At 35.6% G+C, this 18,757-nt stretch carries 15 protein-coding genes; 6 read left to right on the forward strand and 9 right to left on the reverse strand.

Going from position 1 to position 18,757, the window contains the following annotated elements:
- The first annotated feature begins 766 nt into the window (after window positions 1-766).
- Complete coding sequence (locus OL225_RS16805) at window positions 767-3,634, forward strand: M16 family metallopeptidase (RefSeq protein ID WP_264519000.1); 2,868 nt, start codon at window positions 767-769, stop codon at window positions 3,632-3,634.
- A 65-nt stretch (window positions 3,635-3,699) separates the two neighbouring features.
- Here the strand turns inward: OL225_RS16805 and OL225_RS16810 are convergent, their stop codons facing one another.
- From OL225_RS16810 to OL225_RS16820, 3 genes are all read right to left on the reverse strand, one after another.
- On the reverse strand, window positions 3,700-4,776 hold the full coding sequence (locus OL225_RS16810; RefSeq protein WP_264519001.1) for a GNAT family N-acetyltransferase: 1,077 nt from the start codon (window positions 4,774-4,776) through the stop codon (window positions 3,700-3,702).
- A complete protein-coding gene (locus OL225_RS16815; protein WP_264519002.1) occupies window positions 4,773-5,771 on the reverse strand; it encodes a polysaccharide deacetylase family protein in 999 nt (332 codons plus the stop codon). Before OL225_RS16815 ends, OL225_RS16810 begins: the two co-directional genes overlap by 4 nt.
- A 71-nt stretch (window positions 5,772-5,842) precedes the next feature.
- Window positions 5,843-7,981 (reverse strand): S46 family peptidase, encoded by a 2,139-nt coding sequence (locus OL225_RS16820; protein WP_081995407.1) that lies wholly within the window; start codon window positions 7,979-7,981, stop codon window positions 5,843-5,845.
- A gap of 294 nt (window positions 7,982-8,275) precedes the next feature.
- On the opposite strand from OL225_RS16820, the gene OL225_RS16825 reads away from it, so the two are divergent.
- On the forward strand, window positions 8,276-8,761 hold the full coding sequence (locus OL225_RS16825) for a copper resistance protein NlpE (RefSeq protein ID WP_264519003.1): 486 nt from the start codon (window positions 8,276-8,278) through the stop codon (window positions 8,759-8,761).
- 42 nt (window positions 8,762-8,803) lie between these two features.
- Here the strand turns inward: OL225_RS16825 and OL225_RS16830 are convergent, their stop codons facing one another.
- Window positions 8,804-9,451, reverse strand: a complete 648-nt coding sequence (locus tag OL225_RS16830; protein ID WP_264519004.1) for an MgtC/SapB family protein — start codon at window positions 9,449-9,451, stop codon at window positions 8,804-8,806.
- Window positions 9,452-9,601: 150 nt separating this feature from the next.
- Here OL225_RS16830 and OL225_RS16835 point away from each other — a divergent pair, with 150 nt between their 5' ends.
- The 4 genes from OL225_RS16835 to OL225_RS16850 all read left to right on the forward strand — a co-directional run bounded on the left by OL225_RS16835 (window position 9,602) and on the right by OL225_RS16850 (window position 12,668).
- Entirely contained in the window at window positions 9,602-10,159 is a 558-nt protein-coding gene (locus OL225_RS16835) for a YdeI/OmpD-associated family protein (RefSeq protein WP_047373838.1), read from the forward strand.
- Between the two features lie 11 nt (window positions 10,160-10,170).
- Window positions 10,171-10,569: an immunity 22 family protein gene (locus OL225_RS16840; RefSeq protein WP_264519005.1), complete on the forward strand. Its 399-nt coding sequence runs from the start codon at window positions 10,171-10,173 to the stop codon at window positions 10,567-10,569.
- A 140-nt stretch (window positions 10,570-10,709) separates the two neighbouring features.
- Window positions 10,710-11,444 carry a protein phosphatase 2C domain-containing protein gene (locus tag OL225_RS16845; protein ID WP_264519006.1) on the forward strand — a complete coding sequence of 245 codons (735 nt, stop codon included), beginning with the start codon at window positions 10,710-10,712 and terminating at the stop codon, window positions 11,442-11,444.
- 489 nt (window positions 11,445-11,933) lie between these two features.
- A complete protein-coding gene (locus OL225_RS16850; protein ID WP_264519007.1) occupies window positions 11,934-12,668 on the forward strand; it encodes a hypothetical protein in 735 nt (244 codons plus the stop codon).
- A 70-nt stretch (window positions 12,669-12,738) separates the two neighbouring features.
- Here OL225_RS16850 and polA read toward each other — a convergent pair whose 3' ends face one another.
- From polA to OL225_RS16875, 5 genes are all read right to left on the reverse strand, one after another.
- Window positions 12,739-15,573 carry a DNA polymerase I gene (gene polA, locus OL225_RS16855; protein ID WP_264519008.1) on the reverse strand — a complete coding sequence of 945 codons (2,835 nt, stop codon included), beginning with the start codon at window positions 15,571-15,573 and terminating at the stop codon, window positions 12,739-12,741.
- Between the two features lie 146 nt (window positions 15,574-15,719).
- Window positions 15,720-16,151, reverse strand: a complete 432-nt coding sequence (locus OL225_RS16860; RefSeq protein WP_264519009.1) for a hypothetical protein — start codon at window positions 16,149-16,151, stop codon at window positions 15,720-15,722.
- A gap of 92 nt (window positions 16,152-16,243) precedes the next feature.
- On the reverse strand, window positions 16,244-16,657 hold the full coding sequence (gene tssD, locus OL225_RS16865) for a type VI secretion system tube protein TssD (protein WP_047373786.1): 414 nt from the start codon (window positions 16,655-16,657) through the stop codon (window positions 16,244-16,246).
- Between the two features lie 468 nt (window positions 16,658-17,125).
- Complete coding sequence (gene tssD / locus OL225_RS16870) at window positions 17,126-17,542, reverse strand: type VI secretion system tube protein TssD (protein ID WP_047373784.1); 417 nt, start codon at window positions 17,540-17,542, stop codon at window positions 17,126-17,128.
- Window positions 17,543-17,890: 348 nt separating this feature from the next.
- Window positions 17,891-18,757, reverse strand: coding sequence for a lytic transglycosylase domain-containing protein (locus OL225_RS16875; protein ID WP_047373782.1), 867 nt, complete (start codon window positions 18,755-18,757; stop codon window positions 17,891-17,893).

The following is an 18,757-nucleotide window of genomic DNA, read 5'->3' on the forward strand; positions in this document are numbered from 1 at the left end:
TTTGAAGTTTCATAATGTTCCCGCCTATCTAAAGGCTCTTCTGCGCTACTGTTATACTCTCGTTTTTCAGTGGGGCAAAGATAACAACTTATTGCAACGCAAAACAAACTTATTTAACTTAAATTTTACCGTTTCGTAATATTTAGTCCTAAACCACTGGAAGGCAGTGAGAAAAATTTTAAACATTTGTTTGGAGTATTGGGTGAGGGGGCTGGAGGGTTGGAGAGTTGGGGCGTTGGAGAGGGGGTTCAAGTAATAAGTAATAAGTAATAAGTAATGAGTAATGAGTAATGAGTAATGAGTAATGAGTAATGAGTAATGAGTAATGAGTAATGGAAGGTATACATATATATAATAGTAGAGTTTCTTAAAGCGGATTATTTAAGGTTCGGATAAAGCCCATTTATATGGAATATAGAGTTGAATAGATAAGGTTATTCTTTGTTGTGAGTATAGTAAACTGCAGATAACGCAGATCTTCACAAACGTTTTTATATAAAGATAGAGTAAAAGTGATCTATATATTATTATACAGTGTAGGATACAGAAGGGTGTTAATTTTTGTTATATTTGCTTGCTAAACTAAAAACCATCAATGCAATTCAGAAATAACAAAATTGTTATAAAATAGTTTCTAAACATTAGTGCTTTTCTACTTTTCCAATCATTATAATAGATGTAATTGTCATAAAACCGGCCATCATCTTTTTTTGATTCCTTACATTTGTAGTGCATTCCGGATTCTAAGGAATGAAATGAGTTTTATATGACAGACAGAAAATATAAGGAAACGGTTCACACAGATAAAAACCAATACGAATATATTACAATAGCCCACGACGAAAATAAAGTCAGAATCTATACTTTGAAAAATGGGTTGAAAGTTTTTCTTGCTCAAAATTTTGATGCTCCGAGAATACAGACTTTCATTCCTGTAAGAACAGGAAGTAATAATGATCCTGCAGATAATACAGGGCTGGCTCATTATCTCGAGCACATGATGTTTAAAGGAACTTCTCACATCGGAACTCAGAACTGGGAAAAGGAAAAAAAGCTTCTTGACCAGATCTCGGCTTTATATGAAGAGCATAAAGCAGAGCAGGACTCTGAAAAGAAAAGAGAAATCTACAAAAAGATCGATAAAGTATCTCAGGAAGCCAGTCAATATGCTATTGCCAATGAATACGACAAAGCTATTTCTTCTCTGGGAGCTACGGGAACGAATGCCCATACCTGGTTTGATGAAACCGTATATAAAAACAATATTCCAAACAACGAGCTTGAAAAGTGGCTGAAAATAGAGAAGGAAAGATTTTCTGAGATTGTACTTCGTCTTTTCCATACGGAACTGGAATCTGTATATGAAGAGTTCAACAGAGCTCAGGACAATGACACCAGACTTGTGAACTACGAACTAATGGATGCTCTTTTTCCTACTCATCCTAATGGACAGCAAACGACATTGGGAAAACCGGAACACTTGAAGAATCCTTCCATGAAGGCTATTCATAAGTACTTCGATGAATATTATGTTCCTAATAATTATGCTATGGTACTGGTTGGGGATCTTGATTTTGAAGAAACCATTCAGTTGATCGATCAGTATTTCGGCACTTTACCTTACAAAGAGCTTCCTAAAAAGACACCGATTATTGAACAACCTATTACAAAAATTGTAACAAAAACGGTAAAAAGCCCTACTACCCCACGAACTCAGCTTGCATGGAGAACAGAAAGCTATGGAACAAGGGATGCTATGCTTGCAGATGTTGTTGCCAATATTCTTAGTAACAGAGGCGAAGCCGGATTACTGGATTTGCATATCAATCAGACTCAAAAAATGCTTTGGGCTCAGGCATTTTCTGTGGGCTTAAGACAATATGGATATTTTTCTATTGTAGCCGTTCCTAAAGAAAGCCAAACTCTAGAGGAAGCAAAGAACATGGTCCTGGAAGAAATTGAACTGATAAAGAAAGGAGACTTCCCGGATTGGATGCTGCCAGCCATCATCAATGATTTCAAACTTCAGAGAATGAAGGGGCTCGAAACTGCAGAAGGACTTGCTACTACTCTTTATGATTCTTATATAAAAGGAAGAACCTGGGAAGAGGAACTGAATGAGATGGATGAATACGCTGCTTTTACTAAAGAAGATGTGGTGAATTTTGCTAATGATTTTTTCAAAGAAAATTATGTGGTGGTCAACAAAGAAAAAGGTGTAAACGACAAATTGATCAGGGTTGAGAATCCTGGAATCACTCCTGTTAAAATAAACCGTGATGCCCAGTCTGAATTTTTAAAAGAGATTTTAGCAGATAAAACGGAGGATATTAAGCCTGAATTTATCGACTATCAGAAAGAAATTGCCACTGATCAGCTTAACGGAAAGAAATTGAGTTTCGTCAAGAATAAATATAATGATATTGCACAGCTGCATTTCATCTTTCCTTTTGGAAGTGACAATGACAGAGATTTAGGGGTTTCCACTCAATTGCTGCAATATCTGGGTACGGATACTCTTTCTCCAGAAGATTTAAAAAAAGAATTCTTCAAAATAGGAATCAGTAATGATTTTAAAACCACGAATGATCAGTTGATCATTTCTCTAAGCGGGCTGGAAGAAAATATAGAAAAAGGAATTGCTCTTCTACAGCACTGGATGCATGATGTAAAACCAGACCAGGAAATCTACAATCAGTTTGTAGGAACTGTACTGGAAAACCGACAGGCCATCAAGAAAGATAAAAACCGTATTATGACAGCCCTTACCAATTATACGAAATTAGGTGATCACTCACGTTTTACAGATGTCATTTCCAAAGAAGAACTTGAAAACAGCAATTCTGAAGTCTTCACAGACAGAATGAAAAAGCTTTTCAAATATCCATATCAGGTATTCTTCTATGGCAAAAGTTTTGAAAATTTCAAGACATATATTGGTCAGTATATAGAAACTGAAAGTCTTCAGATCCCGGAAGCTAAGCAATATCCTGAGCCTGCTACCGGAGGAAATGTAAATTTCATCAATTATGACATGGTTCAGATGGAAATGAGCAAGATAGGAAAAGGAAATCAGGTGAACCCACTTCATTTTGGAAAGATCAATGTATTTAATGAATATTTTGGGCGGGGATTATCATCCATTGTTTTCCAGGAAATCCGTGAAAGTAAGAGTCTTGCTTATTCTGCTTACGTTTCGTATGCAGCGAACTCTGAACTTAACCATCCTGATTATGTAACAACTTATATCGGAACTCAGCCTGATAAACTGATGATCGCTGTGGATACGTTGAATGAACTGATGAACGAGCTTCCTGAAGTACCTATTCAGTTTGAAAATGCCAGAAATGCGGCTCTGAAACAGATTGCTTCAACAAGAGTTACCCGGAATAATATATTTTTCAATACATTAAGATTGAAGAAACTGAATATTTATCATGACTTCAGGAAAGACATCTATAAGCAGATTCAGGATCTTAAATTTGAAGATATCAAACATTTTTATCAGACAGAAGTCAAGTCCATAGATTTTAATACAGCCATTATCGGTAAAAAAGAGAATCTTAATATGGAAGCCGTTAATAAAATGGGAACATTTAAAGAAGTAAGTCTGAAAGATATTTTCGGACATTAAAAACAAACCGCCCGATAACTTTATCGGGCGGTTTGTTTTTTAATAATTTATAATTTATAATTTTTTTACGTCATCATACAATCCCCGTCCCCATCCTGATAGTTGGGGTTAAAATTGTCCGGAAGTAATTCCAACAGCTGTTTATGAAACAGGTATTCTCTTTTAAAATCACGGTCATAGATATGAGAAAATGTTTTTGATTGTTGTATTTTCTTATTCAATACAGTTTGATAAGAAGTAAAACCTTTTACTTTATGAGTAACAATAAAATAATTTAAAACCCGGACAACCTCATCTAAATTATCATCCGCAAAAAGGTAAGGGATTTTAAGATAGCCATCACGGAGCTGCAACAGAAAACAAGATGTAAGTTTATTATTCTGATCCCAAATTTTAATCCAGAAATATTTAAAGCTGTCAGCAAAACTTGAAAACAGGTATTTCTCATCTTTTTTACCTTTCAGGACCCAGGGGTTTTCTATAAAAGTATTAATTTCATCTGCATTACGTATCCATGAAAATCCATTGATAAAGTCTGCACTTTCTTTATCAATACGATAAAGAACTTCATATTTGAAATCCGGTTTCTGTACCGGTAAGTTCTTTATTGAGACTAATAAATTGGCAGCAGCATCCAGAGTGTGAAAAAGAGGTTTCAATGGTTTTGTTCCCGGTTTCTTTTCAGGAATCATTTTAGCAGCATCGGTTCTGAAATAATAGCGTTTCCCTTCTTTAGGAAAGACATATTCAAAAACACCCATAATATTGTAGAGTGCTTCTGCTTCTTTGGTGAATTCTGTGATGGCAATTCTGCCTTCGTATTCTTCAAAAACTCTTTTCAGTAATGCTTTCGCCGGCCTTTTCTTTCTGTATTCCGGGTTTACATACAAGGTACTAAGCCAGGCATAGCGGATTTCCTTTCCATCAACCTCAAAGCAATCCGGAAAACATCCTACATAACCAATAAGCTTTTCTTCAAAAAATGCCAGAATAAGAAGGGTGTCTTCCTCTGTCGCCTTAGGATTCTGAATATGTGACAATGCACGATGTTTTGTAATAGGAAGAAAATCATATTGCTGAAAATCTCCGGAGAATATAAAATCTTCCAGCTCTTTTCTGTTGAATGTTCTCAGCACTATCATTTTCTCAGAATGGTATTTTTATTAATCAGTCTCTTCAGTTTGAAATAAGCAGTTTCTTTTTTCAGGATCTGTTCTCCGCTCTCACCCATTTCCATTGGAATCCTTTGAAAATTTCTCTTTACACTGTCCAGTTTTATACCAGCGCAACCAAAGCTGCAATAGATTTCTTCATTTTTAAAGAGCTCATCAAAAAAATCTTTCCTTACTCCAAAATCTGTAAACGGAAATGCAAAGCTTTCATAGAGGAAACTATTTTCTTTTAAATAAGCAAAAGTTTTATCCGTAGTTTCCATCTGGTCTTTCAAAGATAAATCTCCATATTTCGGGTGATCCCAGCTGTGAGAAGAGATTCCAAAACCTTTTCTGGTAAGCATTTTTAGTTCTTCTGTACTTAAATAAGGTTGATGTTCTTTTGAATACGCTTTAAAATCTACCTCTAACTTTTCAGCAAGCCTATCCAAAATATCTTTTCCCTGATAATTTATAGATAAAATCTTCTTTTGTAAACCGCGCCTATCAATATTTTTCAATGATAGGATAAAATAAATTTCAGGATCTATGGTTTTTATTTTTTCAGCAGCATCAGCAAGAAGGCTCGCCTTACATCTGAACATCATGTCTTTATTATCAATGAAAGCAGGGTTTACAAAATTACAGGCATAAATTCCCTTTCGTTCCAAAATAGGAAAGACAATATCGTAGAACTCTCTGAAACCATCATCAAAAGTTAGAAGGGCAATTTTTTTCTTAGGTTTAAAATCCCCGGACATACAGTCTTTGAACTCCTGCCAATTAACAAACTGAAAATTTCTGGCCATATGATCGAGATCGTCTTCAAACTGTTTAGTTGTCTTATAACGGATCACATGTTTTAAATGAGGAAGTTCTTTGTCTGAAACGCTATGATAAAGCGGCAGACAATAATCCAGCGGAAATGATTTCCCGATATTCTCAGATTCAAAAGCTGCCAAAACATTGATGATTCTGTCTTTCATCCTATTTTAAATAAAAAAGAATCTATTCAAAATTAAATTCAAATAGATTCTTAAAGGTATAACTTTTAAAATTATTTTATGATCTTCATTTCATCAACAAGCCACTTTGAGTCAGCGAACTTCTCGATGATGAAAAGAATATATTTTGTATCTACCATAATGTTTCTGCTGAAACGTGGGTCATAGTTGATATCACTCATTGTTCCTTCCCACTGTCTGTCAAAATTCAATCCTACAAGGTTTCCGTTCGCATCAAGCGCAGGGCTTCCAGAGTTTCCTCCTGTTGTATGGTTTGTTGCAGTGAATCCTACAGGAACATCACCCGTTTTATCCTTATAATTTCCAAAATCTTTTTTGTTATAAAGATCAATCAGTTTTTTGGGAACATCAAATTCATAATCCCCAGGAACATATTTTTCCATTACTCCTGCCAGGTGAGTCTGATACCCGTAAGAAACTGCATCTCTAGGAGCAGACCCTTTTACTTTACCATACGTTACACGAAGCGTTGAGTTAGCATCCGGGAAGAATTTTCTGTCTTTATCCGTCTGCATCTGCTGAGCCATAAACTTTTTCTGTAATGCATCAATTTTTGCCTGCATTGAAGTATACTGAGGATCTGCAGTTTTCATGTACGTTTCTTTCATAGCAACATACAGCTGGTAGATAGGATCTTTCTTTAAAGTCTTGATCAGTTTATCCTGGTTAGAAAACGCTTTATCAATATCTGTAGTCAATGTTCCTCCATTCACAGCAGTTCTTCCTGTGATGATAGAGTTTTTAGACATATCTTCTATTACAGGAATATTCGGGCTTTCATCTTTATATTTGCTGAATCCTGCCGGCAAAAACTGAGGTGCCGTTTTATTAACGTATAAAGCCAATAGCTTTGCTGTTACCTTAGCATCAAGCTCTGCACTGTAGTCTTTATAGAAAGAAGTTAATTTTGTTTTTAACTTTGAAAGTTCCTTTTCATCCATTCTTCCTGCTTCTACAGATGCTATGAAATCATAATAATCACCTGCAAGTTTCAAAGTCTCTGCATTTCTGATTACTTCTGTGTAGTAAGCATTGTTTAATGCATAAGGAGCCTGATCATTGTACAGTTTATTCAGCTGGTCCAAAGTAGTTTTGATCTCCGGATTTTTAGCTACCAAAGAACCTTCATACATTACTTTCTTTTCTACAGCATTGGATTTTTTCAATCCTTCTACTTCACCGATCCATTTTTTCCAATAGTTGGCTACTGAAGCGTATTTTGAAGCATACTTGATACGTGTTTCATTATCAACACGCATTTTTTCGTCTAATGTTTTTAAAGCCACATCACGTACAGCAATTCTTGCAGGATCAATATCCTTCATGATTTTCTCTACACCTACTGCAGGAAGATATTCTGTAGTTTTTCCCGGGAATCCGAATACAAAAGTAAAATCGTTTTCATTTTTATCTTTTATAGAAACCGGTAAGTAGTGTTTTGGAACGTAAGGTACGTTGTCTTTTGAATATTCTGCAGGCTTATTATTCTTGTCTGCATAGATTCTGAACATAGAGAAATCTCCGGTATGTCTAGGCCAAACCCAGTTGTCTGTATCACTTCCGAATTTTCCGATGCTTTGAGGCGGAGCTCCTACAAGACGGATGTCTTTATAAGTTTCGATGGTGTAAGCATAGTATTTGTTTCCATAATACATAGGCTTTACCATGATCGACTGGTAAGATTCAATTTTCTGAGAGTTTTTGTAAACCTCAATATTGTTGTTGATCCTTTTGGTAAGTTCCGGCTCCGTTAGGTTGTCCGTACCTTCTAAAATCTGATCAGTAACTTCTTTTATATCTACAATAAAATCTACTTTTACTCCCGGATTAGGAAGCTCTCCTTGTGTATTTTTTGCCCAGAATCCGTTTGAAAGAAGGTCATTCTGAACGGTAGAATGTGCCTGGATCTGACCGAAACCACAGTGATGATTGGTTAAAAGCAATCCTTTAGGCGAAATAATTTCTGCAGTACATCCGCCGTTAAACTGTACTACTGCATCCTTTATGCTTGGTTTCTGAGGGTTGAAAATATCTTTTGCAGAAATCTTCATTCCCAAATCCTTCATTTCCTTTTCATTCAGCTCTGTAGGAATCCACATTCCGCCATATTGTTGTGCAAATGCCATTGCAGCCGGCAAAAGAAATACAGATAAAAGTATCTTTTTTGTCATAATCAAAATTTTGCCCGAATTTACAAAGAAAAATAAGAATAGACCTTATAAAACAGGCGGAAAAGTTGTTAAGAGTAGGTTTTTGTAAAATGTAAAAAGTAAAATGTATTAATGACAAGTAAAACAGAATGCTCATTTAGTGATTCATAAATTTAACCCCGTAACCATATACCGACAACTATCAACCCAGAACATTGAACATTGAACATTGAACATTAAACTCTTCTCCCTATGGCTTAGTTTTTGTTGATTGGAAGTAACTTTATTTATTAAAACATACTTAAATCAATTATTATGATGAAAAGCAAAATGCTCATGTTTGGAATGGCAGCCACTCTGTTCCTAGCTTCATGCTCTAAAAAAGAAACCACCGAAACAACAGCTACTACAGATTCTGCAACAGCTGTACAACCTGCTACTGCGGACAGCATTACTAAAGCTACTCCTACGGCAGCTGGTGACACTTCTGAAAATGCATTAGACTGGGCTGGTACTTATGAAGCCACAATTCCTTGTGCTGACTGTCCGGGTATCAAGACTTCTTTAACACTGAGCAATGATAAAACGTTCACTATTTCTGAGGAATATCTTGACAGAAATTCAAAGAATCAGGATAAGGGATCTTTCGCATGGGATGCTACAGGAAGTATGATCACTTTAAAAGGAAAAACAGCAAACTATAAATATAAAGTGGGTGAGAATATGCTGATCCAGCTAGATCTTGAAGGAAAAGAAATTGACGGTCCCAACAAAGATCTTTATATATTCAAGAAAAAATAAAAATAAAGGCTCAGGCCTTTATTTTTTTGCTTTTTATATCCTCTAAAACTGATAAGCTGTAATCTTCGGATCATCTACCAACCGTTTGATGACTTCTTCATGATGAGTATTTTTACCTGTTAATCTCCATATTACCGCTAAATTCCCTTGTGAATACTGCTGTTTGATCATCTGATAGTTTAAATGCTGCTCTTTAAAAATACTTTCACAATATTTAATGTCTCCTGAATTGGCAAGTGTAATTCTATACTCTCTTACTTTGTGATAATTATCAATAAAATTCTGGAGATAGGTTAAGGCACTCAAAATGATCAGAACCAAAGCAGTTCCTAGAAGTGCAATGTAAACATATCCGGAACCTACCGCCATTCCTATTGAAGCCGTTGCCCAAATGGTGGTTGCTGTGGTAATCCCTTCAATTTTATTGTCACCTTTAAAAATCACTCCTGCTCCCAAAAATCCGATTCCGGTAATAATATTGGCTGCAAGACGGTCCGGATTTGCCACTCCTATTTTGATGGAAAGAATTGTAAACAAACAGGCTCCGAAACACACCAGAATAAAAGTTCTGAGACCGGCAGATTTATTTCGGTATTCGCGTTCAGCACCAATGAACAGTCCTAAAATAACAGAAATAAGAATGAGCAGCAATTCATTTTTGATAGCGTAATGGTCCTGAAGAAAATCCATTTTTTTTACAATTTAAATGTAGAATAAAATTACGATAAAAAATTTATCCTCGGGGCTGTCATTAAACTTTGTTTAGGGCAGGAAGATTTTATTGGACTGAAAAACTTTCGTAATATTACAGATTAAATGGAAAAGGCAAGTACAAAAGTTATGAAACCTACATTTTTTTCGACAAAAGAAGAGTTCAGAGAATGGCTTGAGAAGCACCACGAAGATGCGAAGGAACTTTTAACAGGGTTCTACAAAACCGGAAGCGGAAAACCTTCTATGAGCTGGTCTGAATCTGTAGATCAGGCTTTGTGCTTTGGCTGGATAGATGGTGTGAGGAAGTCAATAGATCATGAAAGTTATTCTATCCGTTTTACGCCAAGAAAACCTTCCAGCATCTGGAGCAACATCAATATAAAGAAAGTTGAGGAGCTCACCAAAGCAGGGCTGATGACTCATTCAGGGCAAAAAGCATTTGATCTCAGAAAAGAGCATAAATCCGGAATTTACTCTCATGAGAAAGCGGATGTTTCTCTTGATCCGATTTATCAAAAACAGTTTATGGATCATCAGGCTGCCTGGGATTTTTTTGAAGGTCAGGCTCCATCCTACAAAAAGGTGATCATACACTGGATCATGAGCGCCAAACAGGAAAAGACAAGGCTTTCACGGCTTGAAAAGGCTATTGATATAAGTAAACAATCAAAAAGATTAGAATAAAAAATAATATTATGGATAAAGAAATTTCACACTTCTGGTTAGGATATTTCAAGAATGAAGAAGACTTTTATGAATTTGTAGAAGAGGATGAAAATTATTATATAGAGGAAGAAACCGACGATCAGTATGTTTCCAAATTTGCAGAATCACAGAACATCAAATGGTTTGATGATGATTTTATAGAATATGGCTTTGAGGATGAAAATCTTAGTCTTTATGACAAGTTTGCAGAATATTCTTATGCTGACCAATGGCTTCCAATCCTTGAAAGAAAGCTGAATGAATTAAGTCTGGACACTCCTGTGAATGCCATCATTTTCGCAACAAGATTTGTGATTCCGAATCCTGTTTCTGTAGAGAATGATGATTATTCACTTCATTATGTGGGTGAAATAGAATACGATATTTAAAACTGAAAACAAAATTGTTTTCTCAACACTGGCAACAGTTGGTTTCATTGTACATATGAACCACCTGTTGCCATTTTTTAATTAATAAGGACAAAAGTAATGAGACTATATCTTGAAAAATAGAAGTATTTTTGCATCTGATGAATTTATATTCTACCCTACAGATAGGAGATTATCACCTTAATCATTGTGAAGATGATCTTCTTATCAAAAAAATTAGTTCGGATAAAGTTGTATGTGCTGTTATGGATGGATGTTCTACAGCTATGGACAGTCATTTTGCTTCAACACTCATTGCAAAACTTTTACGTAAAGTCATTATTGAAGCTGGTTACAGAGCATTATACGAAAAAGACAACCAACACAGTTTGGAAGAGGAACTCAAAGAAATCATAAAAGGGTTATTTAAAGAAATCATATTTGCTAAAAATCATCTGATGCTAGATGAAAAAGAGTTGTTAACCACTCTTATTATCTTAATTTATGACATCACAAAAGATGAAGGATTAGTCTTAGCCATTGGTGACGGAGTTGTTTGCATCAATGGAAATATCACAGAATTTGATCGTAATAATAAACCCGATTATTTAGCCTATCATCTTCATAAAGACTTTGAAAACTGGTATTCTGTGCAGTCTCAAAAAATATTTTTTGATCATTTAGACGATGTTTCAATTGCTACTGATGGTATTTCAAGCTTTTCACAAATTAAAAAAACAAATTCTGATGAAGTCATCAACTTTGTTGAATATCTAATGATTAATCAAAACAACAACGATACGGAAGATATGCTCAACAGAAAGCTTAAACAACTGGAACATCAATATAGGGTAAAACCTACAGATGACTTGGCTATCATCAGAATCATAAAATAATTCATACATTCTGAATATCATGGAACAATCTAAATCTCATCGGTTCTACTCAGTTCTGAAAAGGCTGTCCATCAACGCTGTCCTAATTTCTGCGGTCACATTTGTACAATTTTACTGGTCAATGGGAACCTTTTCAGATCGTATGTCAAGCGGCTGTCTGGAATGTTGGTTTGTTGAAGATGCATTATTTATGTCAATGATAACCGGCATTTTTCTTTCTGTGATTTTTTCTTTGTTTTCCTTTATGAAAAGAATGTTGGTCAAAATGAGCATTGAGTTCTTATTGCTGTCCTTTGTCTGGTTATTTTGGAATTATTCCATATTTGTAGACAGAGAATCCTCATGGAGTACTTATGAATTCAATACAGAGATTCAATATACACTATCGCTTTCTTTTCTTCCGGTTATCTTTCTGGGATGTTTGTGTGTTTCACTTTTACATTATCAGGAAATAAAAGCTAGATTTGTATCTTATAAAAACAAACACCATTGAAAAAAATCATTTCTATTTTACTTCTGTCTTCTTTGGTTGTCTATTCTTGTGATAAAACTAAAGCAGATGCTCCGAAAGATTCTTCGACCATTATAAAAAAGGATTCAGCACAAAATAGTATACAAGTTCAAAACGAACGATCACCAGCAGGAAAGCATATCTCCGATTTTGTTTCAAATGACTATGAGATTCAATATGAAACCGAAGGTGATCTCAACCAGGATGGTCTTCCTGACAAAGCTTTGGTTTTAAGAAAAAAAGAGGACACTTTAGCACAGAGAGAAACTATCATTCTTTTAAAAAATCCTGATAAAACATACCGGTTATTTAAAAGTTCAAAAACTGTTCTTCCTGAAGAATACAATGAGTTTGGTTATAAAATGCATGATACAGAAGACATCAGTATTGAGAAAGGAACATTAAATATCAATCTGTATGATATCGGGCCCAACGGCAATCAGTTCAGTAAGTTCAAATATATTGGTGATCACCTAGTTCTCAGTTATATTGAAACTTATAATATGGGAGCAGGCTCTCACTCTGCACTCTATTACGAGCCGATGAAAGGTAAAATTACACTTGAGGTCATTAGTACTATGGAAGAAGAGATGCCGTCAACTACTCAAAAAGCTCAAGTAAAAAAAGAGAAATTTTTATTTGAAAATATTTCTCTGGACGATATCGTCAGTAATGCATACAATTTTGTAGAAAAAAAAATAAAGGTCTCCTAGCCCTAATAAAAATAAAACTTCCGCCCAAAAGACGGAAGTTTTTTATTTAAGATATAATCTCCTGTATTGATTAATGTGCTTCCAGCCAGTTGTCTCCTACTCCAATCTCTACTAATAACGGAACCTGCGTTTTTAAAGCATTTTCCATTTCAGTTTTGATCAGTTTTGAAGCGGCTTCAATCTCATCTGCCGGAGATTCAAACACCAATTCGTCATGTACCTGAAGCAGCATTTTTGTTTTAAGCTTTTGTTCTTCAAGTTCCCTGTCTATTTTGATCATGGCAAGCTTTACGACATCTGCTGCACTACCCTGAACCGGTGCATTCACGGCATTTCTTTCAGCATGTCCTCTCACCACGAAATTATTGGAATTGATATCTTTCAGGTGACGTTTTCTTCCCAAAATAGTTTCCACATAACCTTGCTGACGTGCTTTATTCACCTGTTCTGCCATATATTCCTTCAGCTTCGGATAAGTTTCAAAATAGGCTTCGATCATCTGTTTGGCTTCTGTACGGGATAGCCCGGTTTGTTCTGCTAATGCAAAAGCACCCTGTCCGTAGATGATACCAAAGTTTACGGTCTTAGCCTGACTTCTCTGGGTCTTGGAAACTTCTTCCAAAGGAATTTTAAACAGTTTTGCTGCTGTAGAAGCGTGAATATCTTCTCCGTCCTGGAATGCTTTGATCATATTGTCTTCTCCCGATATTTCAGCTATTAAGCGAAGTTCAATCTGTGAATAATCGGCAGAAATAATTTTCTTTCCTTCTCCAGAAACAAAGGCTCCACGAATCTGTTGTCCTCTCAACGTTCGGATCGGAATATTCTGCAGGTTCGGATTTACACTCGCCAGACGGCCTGTAGCAGCTGTAGTCTGTGAGAAATTGGTGTGTACCCTGTTATCTTCTTTATCAATCTGTGAAGGCAGAGCATCTACATAGGTTGATTTTAATTTCTGATAAGTTCTGTATTCCAGAATATGTTTAATGATCTCATGTTTTGAACTTAACTTCTGAAGAACATCTTCCGAGGTTGCATATTGCCCTGTTTTTGTTTTTTTGGCTTTCGGATCCAGCTGCATTTTTTCAAACAGAATTTCTCCAAGTTGTTTTGGTGAATTCATATTGAATTCTTCTCCGGAAAGTTCAAAAATTGTAGTTTCTAACTGTTTCAGGTCATTCTCAAGATCTACACTTTCCTGTGCCAGCCATTTTTCATCCAGAGAAATACCTGCCAATTCCATTTTTGCCAGTACTTCCATCAGAGGCATTTCTATATTGAAGAAAAGCTCTTCCAGATTTTCTTTTTTCAGCTGTGGTGCAAAAAGCTCATACAACTGGAAGGTGATATCTGCATCTTCTGCTGCATAATCTGTCTGTGTTCTCAGATCTGCATCTCTGAAGCTGCCCTGTTTTTTCCCTTTTTTCCCAATGATGGTTTCTATGGATACCGGCTTGTAGTTCAGGTATACTTCTGAAAGGTAATCCATACCGTGCCTTCCGTCCGGATTCAACAGATAGTGGGCAATCATGGTATCAAACATCGCTCCTTTTACGGTAATGTCGTATTGTTTTAAAACTTTGTAATCATATTTCAGATTGTGAGCAATTTTCAGCAGGTCTTCTTTTTCAAAAAACGGTCTGAAAATCTCTAACGTCTGCAAAACTTCGGATCTGTCTTCAGAAAGCGGAATATAATAAGCAAGCCCTTTTTTATAAGAAAAACTCATTCCTACCAATTCTGCTTCCAACTCGTTTAATGAAGTGGTTTCTGTATCAAAGCAAACAACCTGTTGCTGCAGGAGATTATCTACCAGTTTTTTCTGTGCTTTCGGATTATCGATGAACTGATAAAGATGATCGTTCTGCTCAATTGTAGATTTTGTAGAAGTAGCCTGTTCCAATTCTTCGAAATTGGCAAAAAGATCAAGCTGCATCACCTGTCCTTTTATTTCTGTTCCTGCAGGAGTCTGCTTCACTTCCACCTCGCTTACCACTACTGTTTCTGCAGGAGCGGGAGCAAAGGCTCTGTAAAGGTTTTCGTACAGTCTTCTGAATTCTATTTCATCAAAGACTTCTTTTACTTTTTCAAAATCCGGAGTTTCCAGGTCATATTGTTCCTGATGGAATTCTACCGGAGCATCACAAATAATGGTAGCTAATTTTTTAGACAAAATACCACGTTCTGCAGAAGCTTCTACTTTTTCCTTCAGTTTTCCTTTCAGCTTATCTGTGTTGGCCAATAAAGTTTCTATGTTTCCGAATTCTTTCAGGAATTTCATAGCAGTTTTCTCTCCTACTCCTTCCAATCCAGGGATATTATCTACTGCATCTCCCATCATAGCAAGAAAATCGATAACCTGTTTAGGATCTTCAATCTCGTATTTTGCCTTTACTTCATCAACTCCCAGAATTTCAATATCACCACCTTTTAAGCCTGGTTTATAAATTTTAATTTTATCTGTTACCAACTGTGCAAAATCTTTATCCGGTGTTACCATGAAAGTGGTATACCCTTCTTTTTCTGCTTTGCATGCAATGGTACCTATTACATCATCCGCTTCATATCCTTCAACTCCCAAGCGTGGAATATGCATGGCTTCAAGAATTCTGTGGATATATGGAACAGCAATTTTAATGGCCTCAGGAGTTTCGCTTCTGTTGGCTTTGTAATCCGAATAGTCATCAGTTCTTACACTGGCCTGTCCTACGTCAAAAACTACTGCCAGGTGGGTAGGTTTTTCTCTTCTGATCAATTCGATCAAAGAATTGGTAAAACCAAAGATCGCAGAAGTATCCAGCCCTTTACTGGTAAGTCTCGGATTCCTGATTAATGCGTAATATCCTCTGAAAATCATCGCATAGGCATCGATGAGAAACAGCCTTTTATCTTGTGTTGCGTCCATATTTTGAATAATGAACAAATATAAGAAAATAGGAGTAAAAGTTGGTAGTTTGAGGAAGGGTTTCAGGGTTCAGATGATGAATAGTGAATGGTCAATTCGCTTTGCTTGTCAATTTTATGCAGCAGTAATCATTCACAATTCATTTTCTAGCAGTCATGGTTCTCGTAGTTCACTTGTTCCATTTTATTTTGGTAACCTTCCATTTCTTTGCTGCTTATGGTTACTTTTTTTAATTGTACTGGAAGCTGTCTTTTACCATCAGGACTTATCCAGATTCCATTCATCATATCACCTTCTTTTTTTATAATCATTAATCCGGTAAAGTGTTCTTCTACCATTGAAAACTGTTTTTGAACACCTTCTGTAACATTTAATTCAAGCCAATTGCTTACTTTTTCATATTTGTACATTGCATTATAGTAAACACCACTTCCACAGTCACTGTCTACAGACTGGAAGAACAATGTGATTGGCATTTTCCCGTTAATAGTTCCCTTATATAAAGTGGAACTGTTTTGCGCTTGCAAAGAAAGAAAAGTCATGGTAAAAACAAGAATAAACAGAATTTGTCTGAACATTTTTTTGTTATATAAATGGTTATTAATTATGGATAAAAACAGAACAGCATACCAATGGTATACTGTTCCTTTTTTCTTTAAGTAATATTGGATTATTTACCTGTAGAAGGCCATAGTCCAGCGTACTGAGAAGTACCGTAGTCAATAGTTTCAGCACTGATTACGAAGCTGATCAGCATACTGTTGCTGTCTACTGCGTCGAAATCTACTTCGTGCTGAATTACATATCCGTTTTCCCATTTCAAAGTAATTAATGTTCCTTCTTCGTGAGATTTGTTGAAAGTGATTTCTCCTACTGTTGGCTTGTATTTACCGTTTAACAAGCTTTCAAGGATGTCTGACTTTTCAGTAGCTTCTACTGTAACCTTGATCAATGCGTTAGAAGGATCTGATGCTACACGTCCTGATACGTCTGTAGATCTTGATACACTGTAGTTCATTTTTAACAGTTTCTGTCCTTCACCGTTGTTGAATTTTAAGATTCCTCTTGAATTTCTTTCTGCCATGATTGTAAATTTTAGTCGTTAGTAATAAATTGTTATTCAATAATTATATAACAAAGATAGCTCCCCTGGTTTTGAAAAAAAAGCATTTGAACAGAAATATGAAAAAGTGTAGTAATTATACGATTTCATGTCGTAGTTCTACGATTTCATGTCGTAATTCTACGACAAAAGATTTAAAACCAATCATAACATATTATAAATAAACATATTAAATAGTATTAAAAAATAAGAACATCTCATTAAATAATACACTAATAAGAGAGATAAATTGTTAAAAATTAAACTTTACAGGAATTAAAACCATTCTATTTATTCACTATAAATATGTACAGGTTGAGACTATAAATATTTGTCATTTCATTCCGTTTTTCATAAGCAGCTTGCTCCTATATAAAAAAACAGAACAGTATACCCGGATGGGTGTACTGTTCTGTACCAATTTTATTTTTACTAAGATGATGAATAGGCTTAATTACTACCTGTAGAAGGCCATAGTCCAGCGTACTGAGAAGTACCGTAGTCAATAGTTTCAGCGCTTATTACAAAGCTGATCAGCATACTGTTGCTGTCGATTGCATCGAAGTCTACTTCGTGCTGAATTACATATCCATTCTCCCAGTTCAAAGTGATTAATGTTCCTTCTTCGTGAGATTTGTTGAATACCACTTCTCCTTTTGTAGGCTTGTATTTACCGTTTAACAAGCTTTCAAGGATGTCAGATTTTTCAGTAGCCTCTACTGTTACTTTGATCAATGCGTTAGAAGGATCTGATGCTACACGTCCTGATACGTCTGTAGATCTGGATACACTGTAGTTCATTTTTAACAGTTTCTGCCCTTCTCCTCCGTTGAATTTTAAGATTCCTCTTGAATTTCTTTCTGCCATGATTGTAAATTTTGATCGTTAATATTTTGTGATTCGGTGATTGTTTAGCAAAGATAGAGGCTCTTTAGTGCTAAAAAAAACTTTTCAATATAAATCTGAAAAATTGTAGTAGTTCTACGATTTCTTGTCGTAATTCTACTACAATGGATTTAACAAACCCACTTAAAACGCCATCAGTAAAGGATTTTAACTTATTGAAAAACAACAAAAAAATGAAAAATTTTCCACATGAGTGAGAAATATTAAGATTTCTTTAGTATAAAGTTGGCCTATTTTAACAGATCAATTCTCCAAAAAAAATAGCAATCCGTTAAAAACAGATTGCTATTTTTTTGTATTTAAGATTATTTACTGCTGAATGCTTGCTCCTTCTTTGATGGAACGAACCAGTATTTTATTTTTTCTCAGCAGAAAATCAGGCATCAGGTCAACCGGAAGATAGAAAGGACTTTCTCCTTTTTTCTGCAGTTCTTCCACAATACCGGGATTCCAGGTGAGGATTTTATCCATGTCTACATTAAGTTCATCAGCGACAACTTTCAGGTTGAATCCGGCATTAATTTCCGTTTCTGAAAGAGCTTCAGTGGCGGCTCTTCTGTTTCCATCTTCAAAGAAAATTTTGTTGATTCTTGAAGAATTATAGTTACTTAAAACACTCTGAAGTTCTCCGGTAGCATAGCATGCATTGAGGTATTTCTTCACATGATTAATGGTTTCTCCGGGAAGGTATTTAGAGAATTCGTGATATTGAGAGGAACCTGCAGCTTCCATCGCTTTGGCAATATTTCCTTCACCACAGTTATAAGCTGCTACAACGGTTACCCAATTGTTATATTTTTTATAAAGGTTTCCTAATGAGATGACAGCTGTTTTTGTACTTTTATAAACATCGGTTCGATTTTGTTCTGTAAGTCCGTATTGGTTAGCATGAGCAGTCATCAACTGCCATATACCTACTGCTCCGGCTCCGGAGGTGCTATTTCTGTTGAAATGGGATTCTATCAGTGCCAGGTTTCTTAAATGCTTGGGAAGACCTTTCTGAAGAAGTAACTGTTCAATAAATTCTACAAGATCTTTATTGGCATTAATGATGCCCTTATATTTTCTCACACTGCTTTCCGAAGTATCTGAAGCGGCAAGAAACTGTCCGTTTACACTAATAACAGTTCCCAATAATAGTAAGCCTGTAAAAATATTTCTGACAATGGTTTTCAT

Origin of the sequence: Chryseobacterium viscerum, from assembly GCF_025949665.1 — a bacterium.
Taxonomy (GTDB): domain Bacteria; phylum Bacteroidota; class Bacteroidia; order Flavobacteriales; family Weeksellaceae; genus Chryseobacterium; species Chryseobacterium viscerum_A.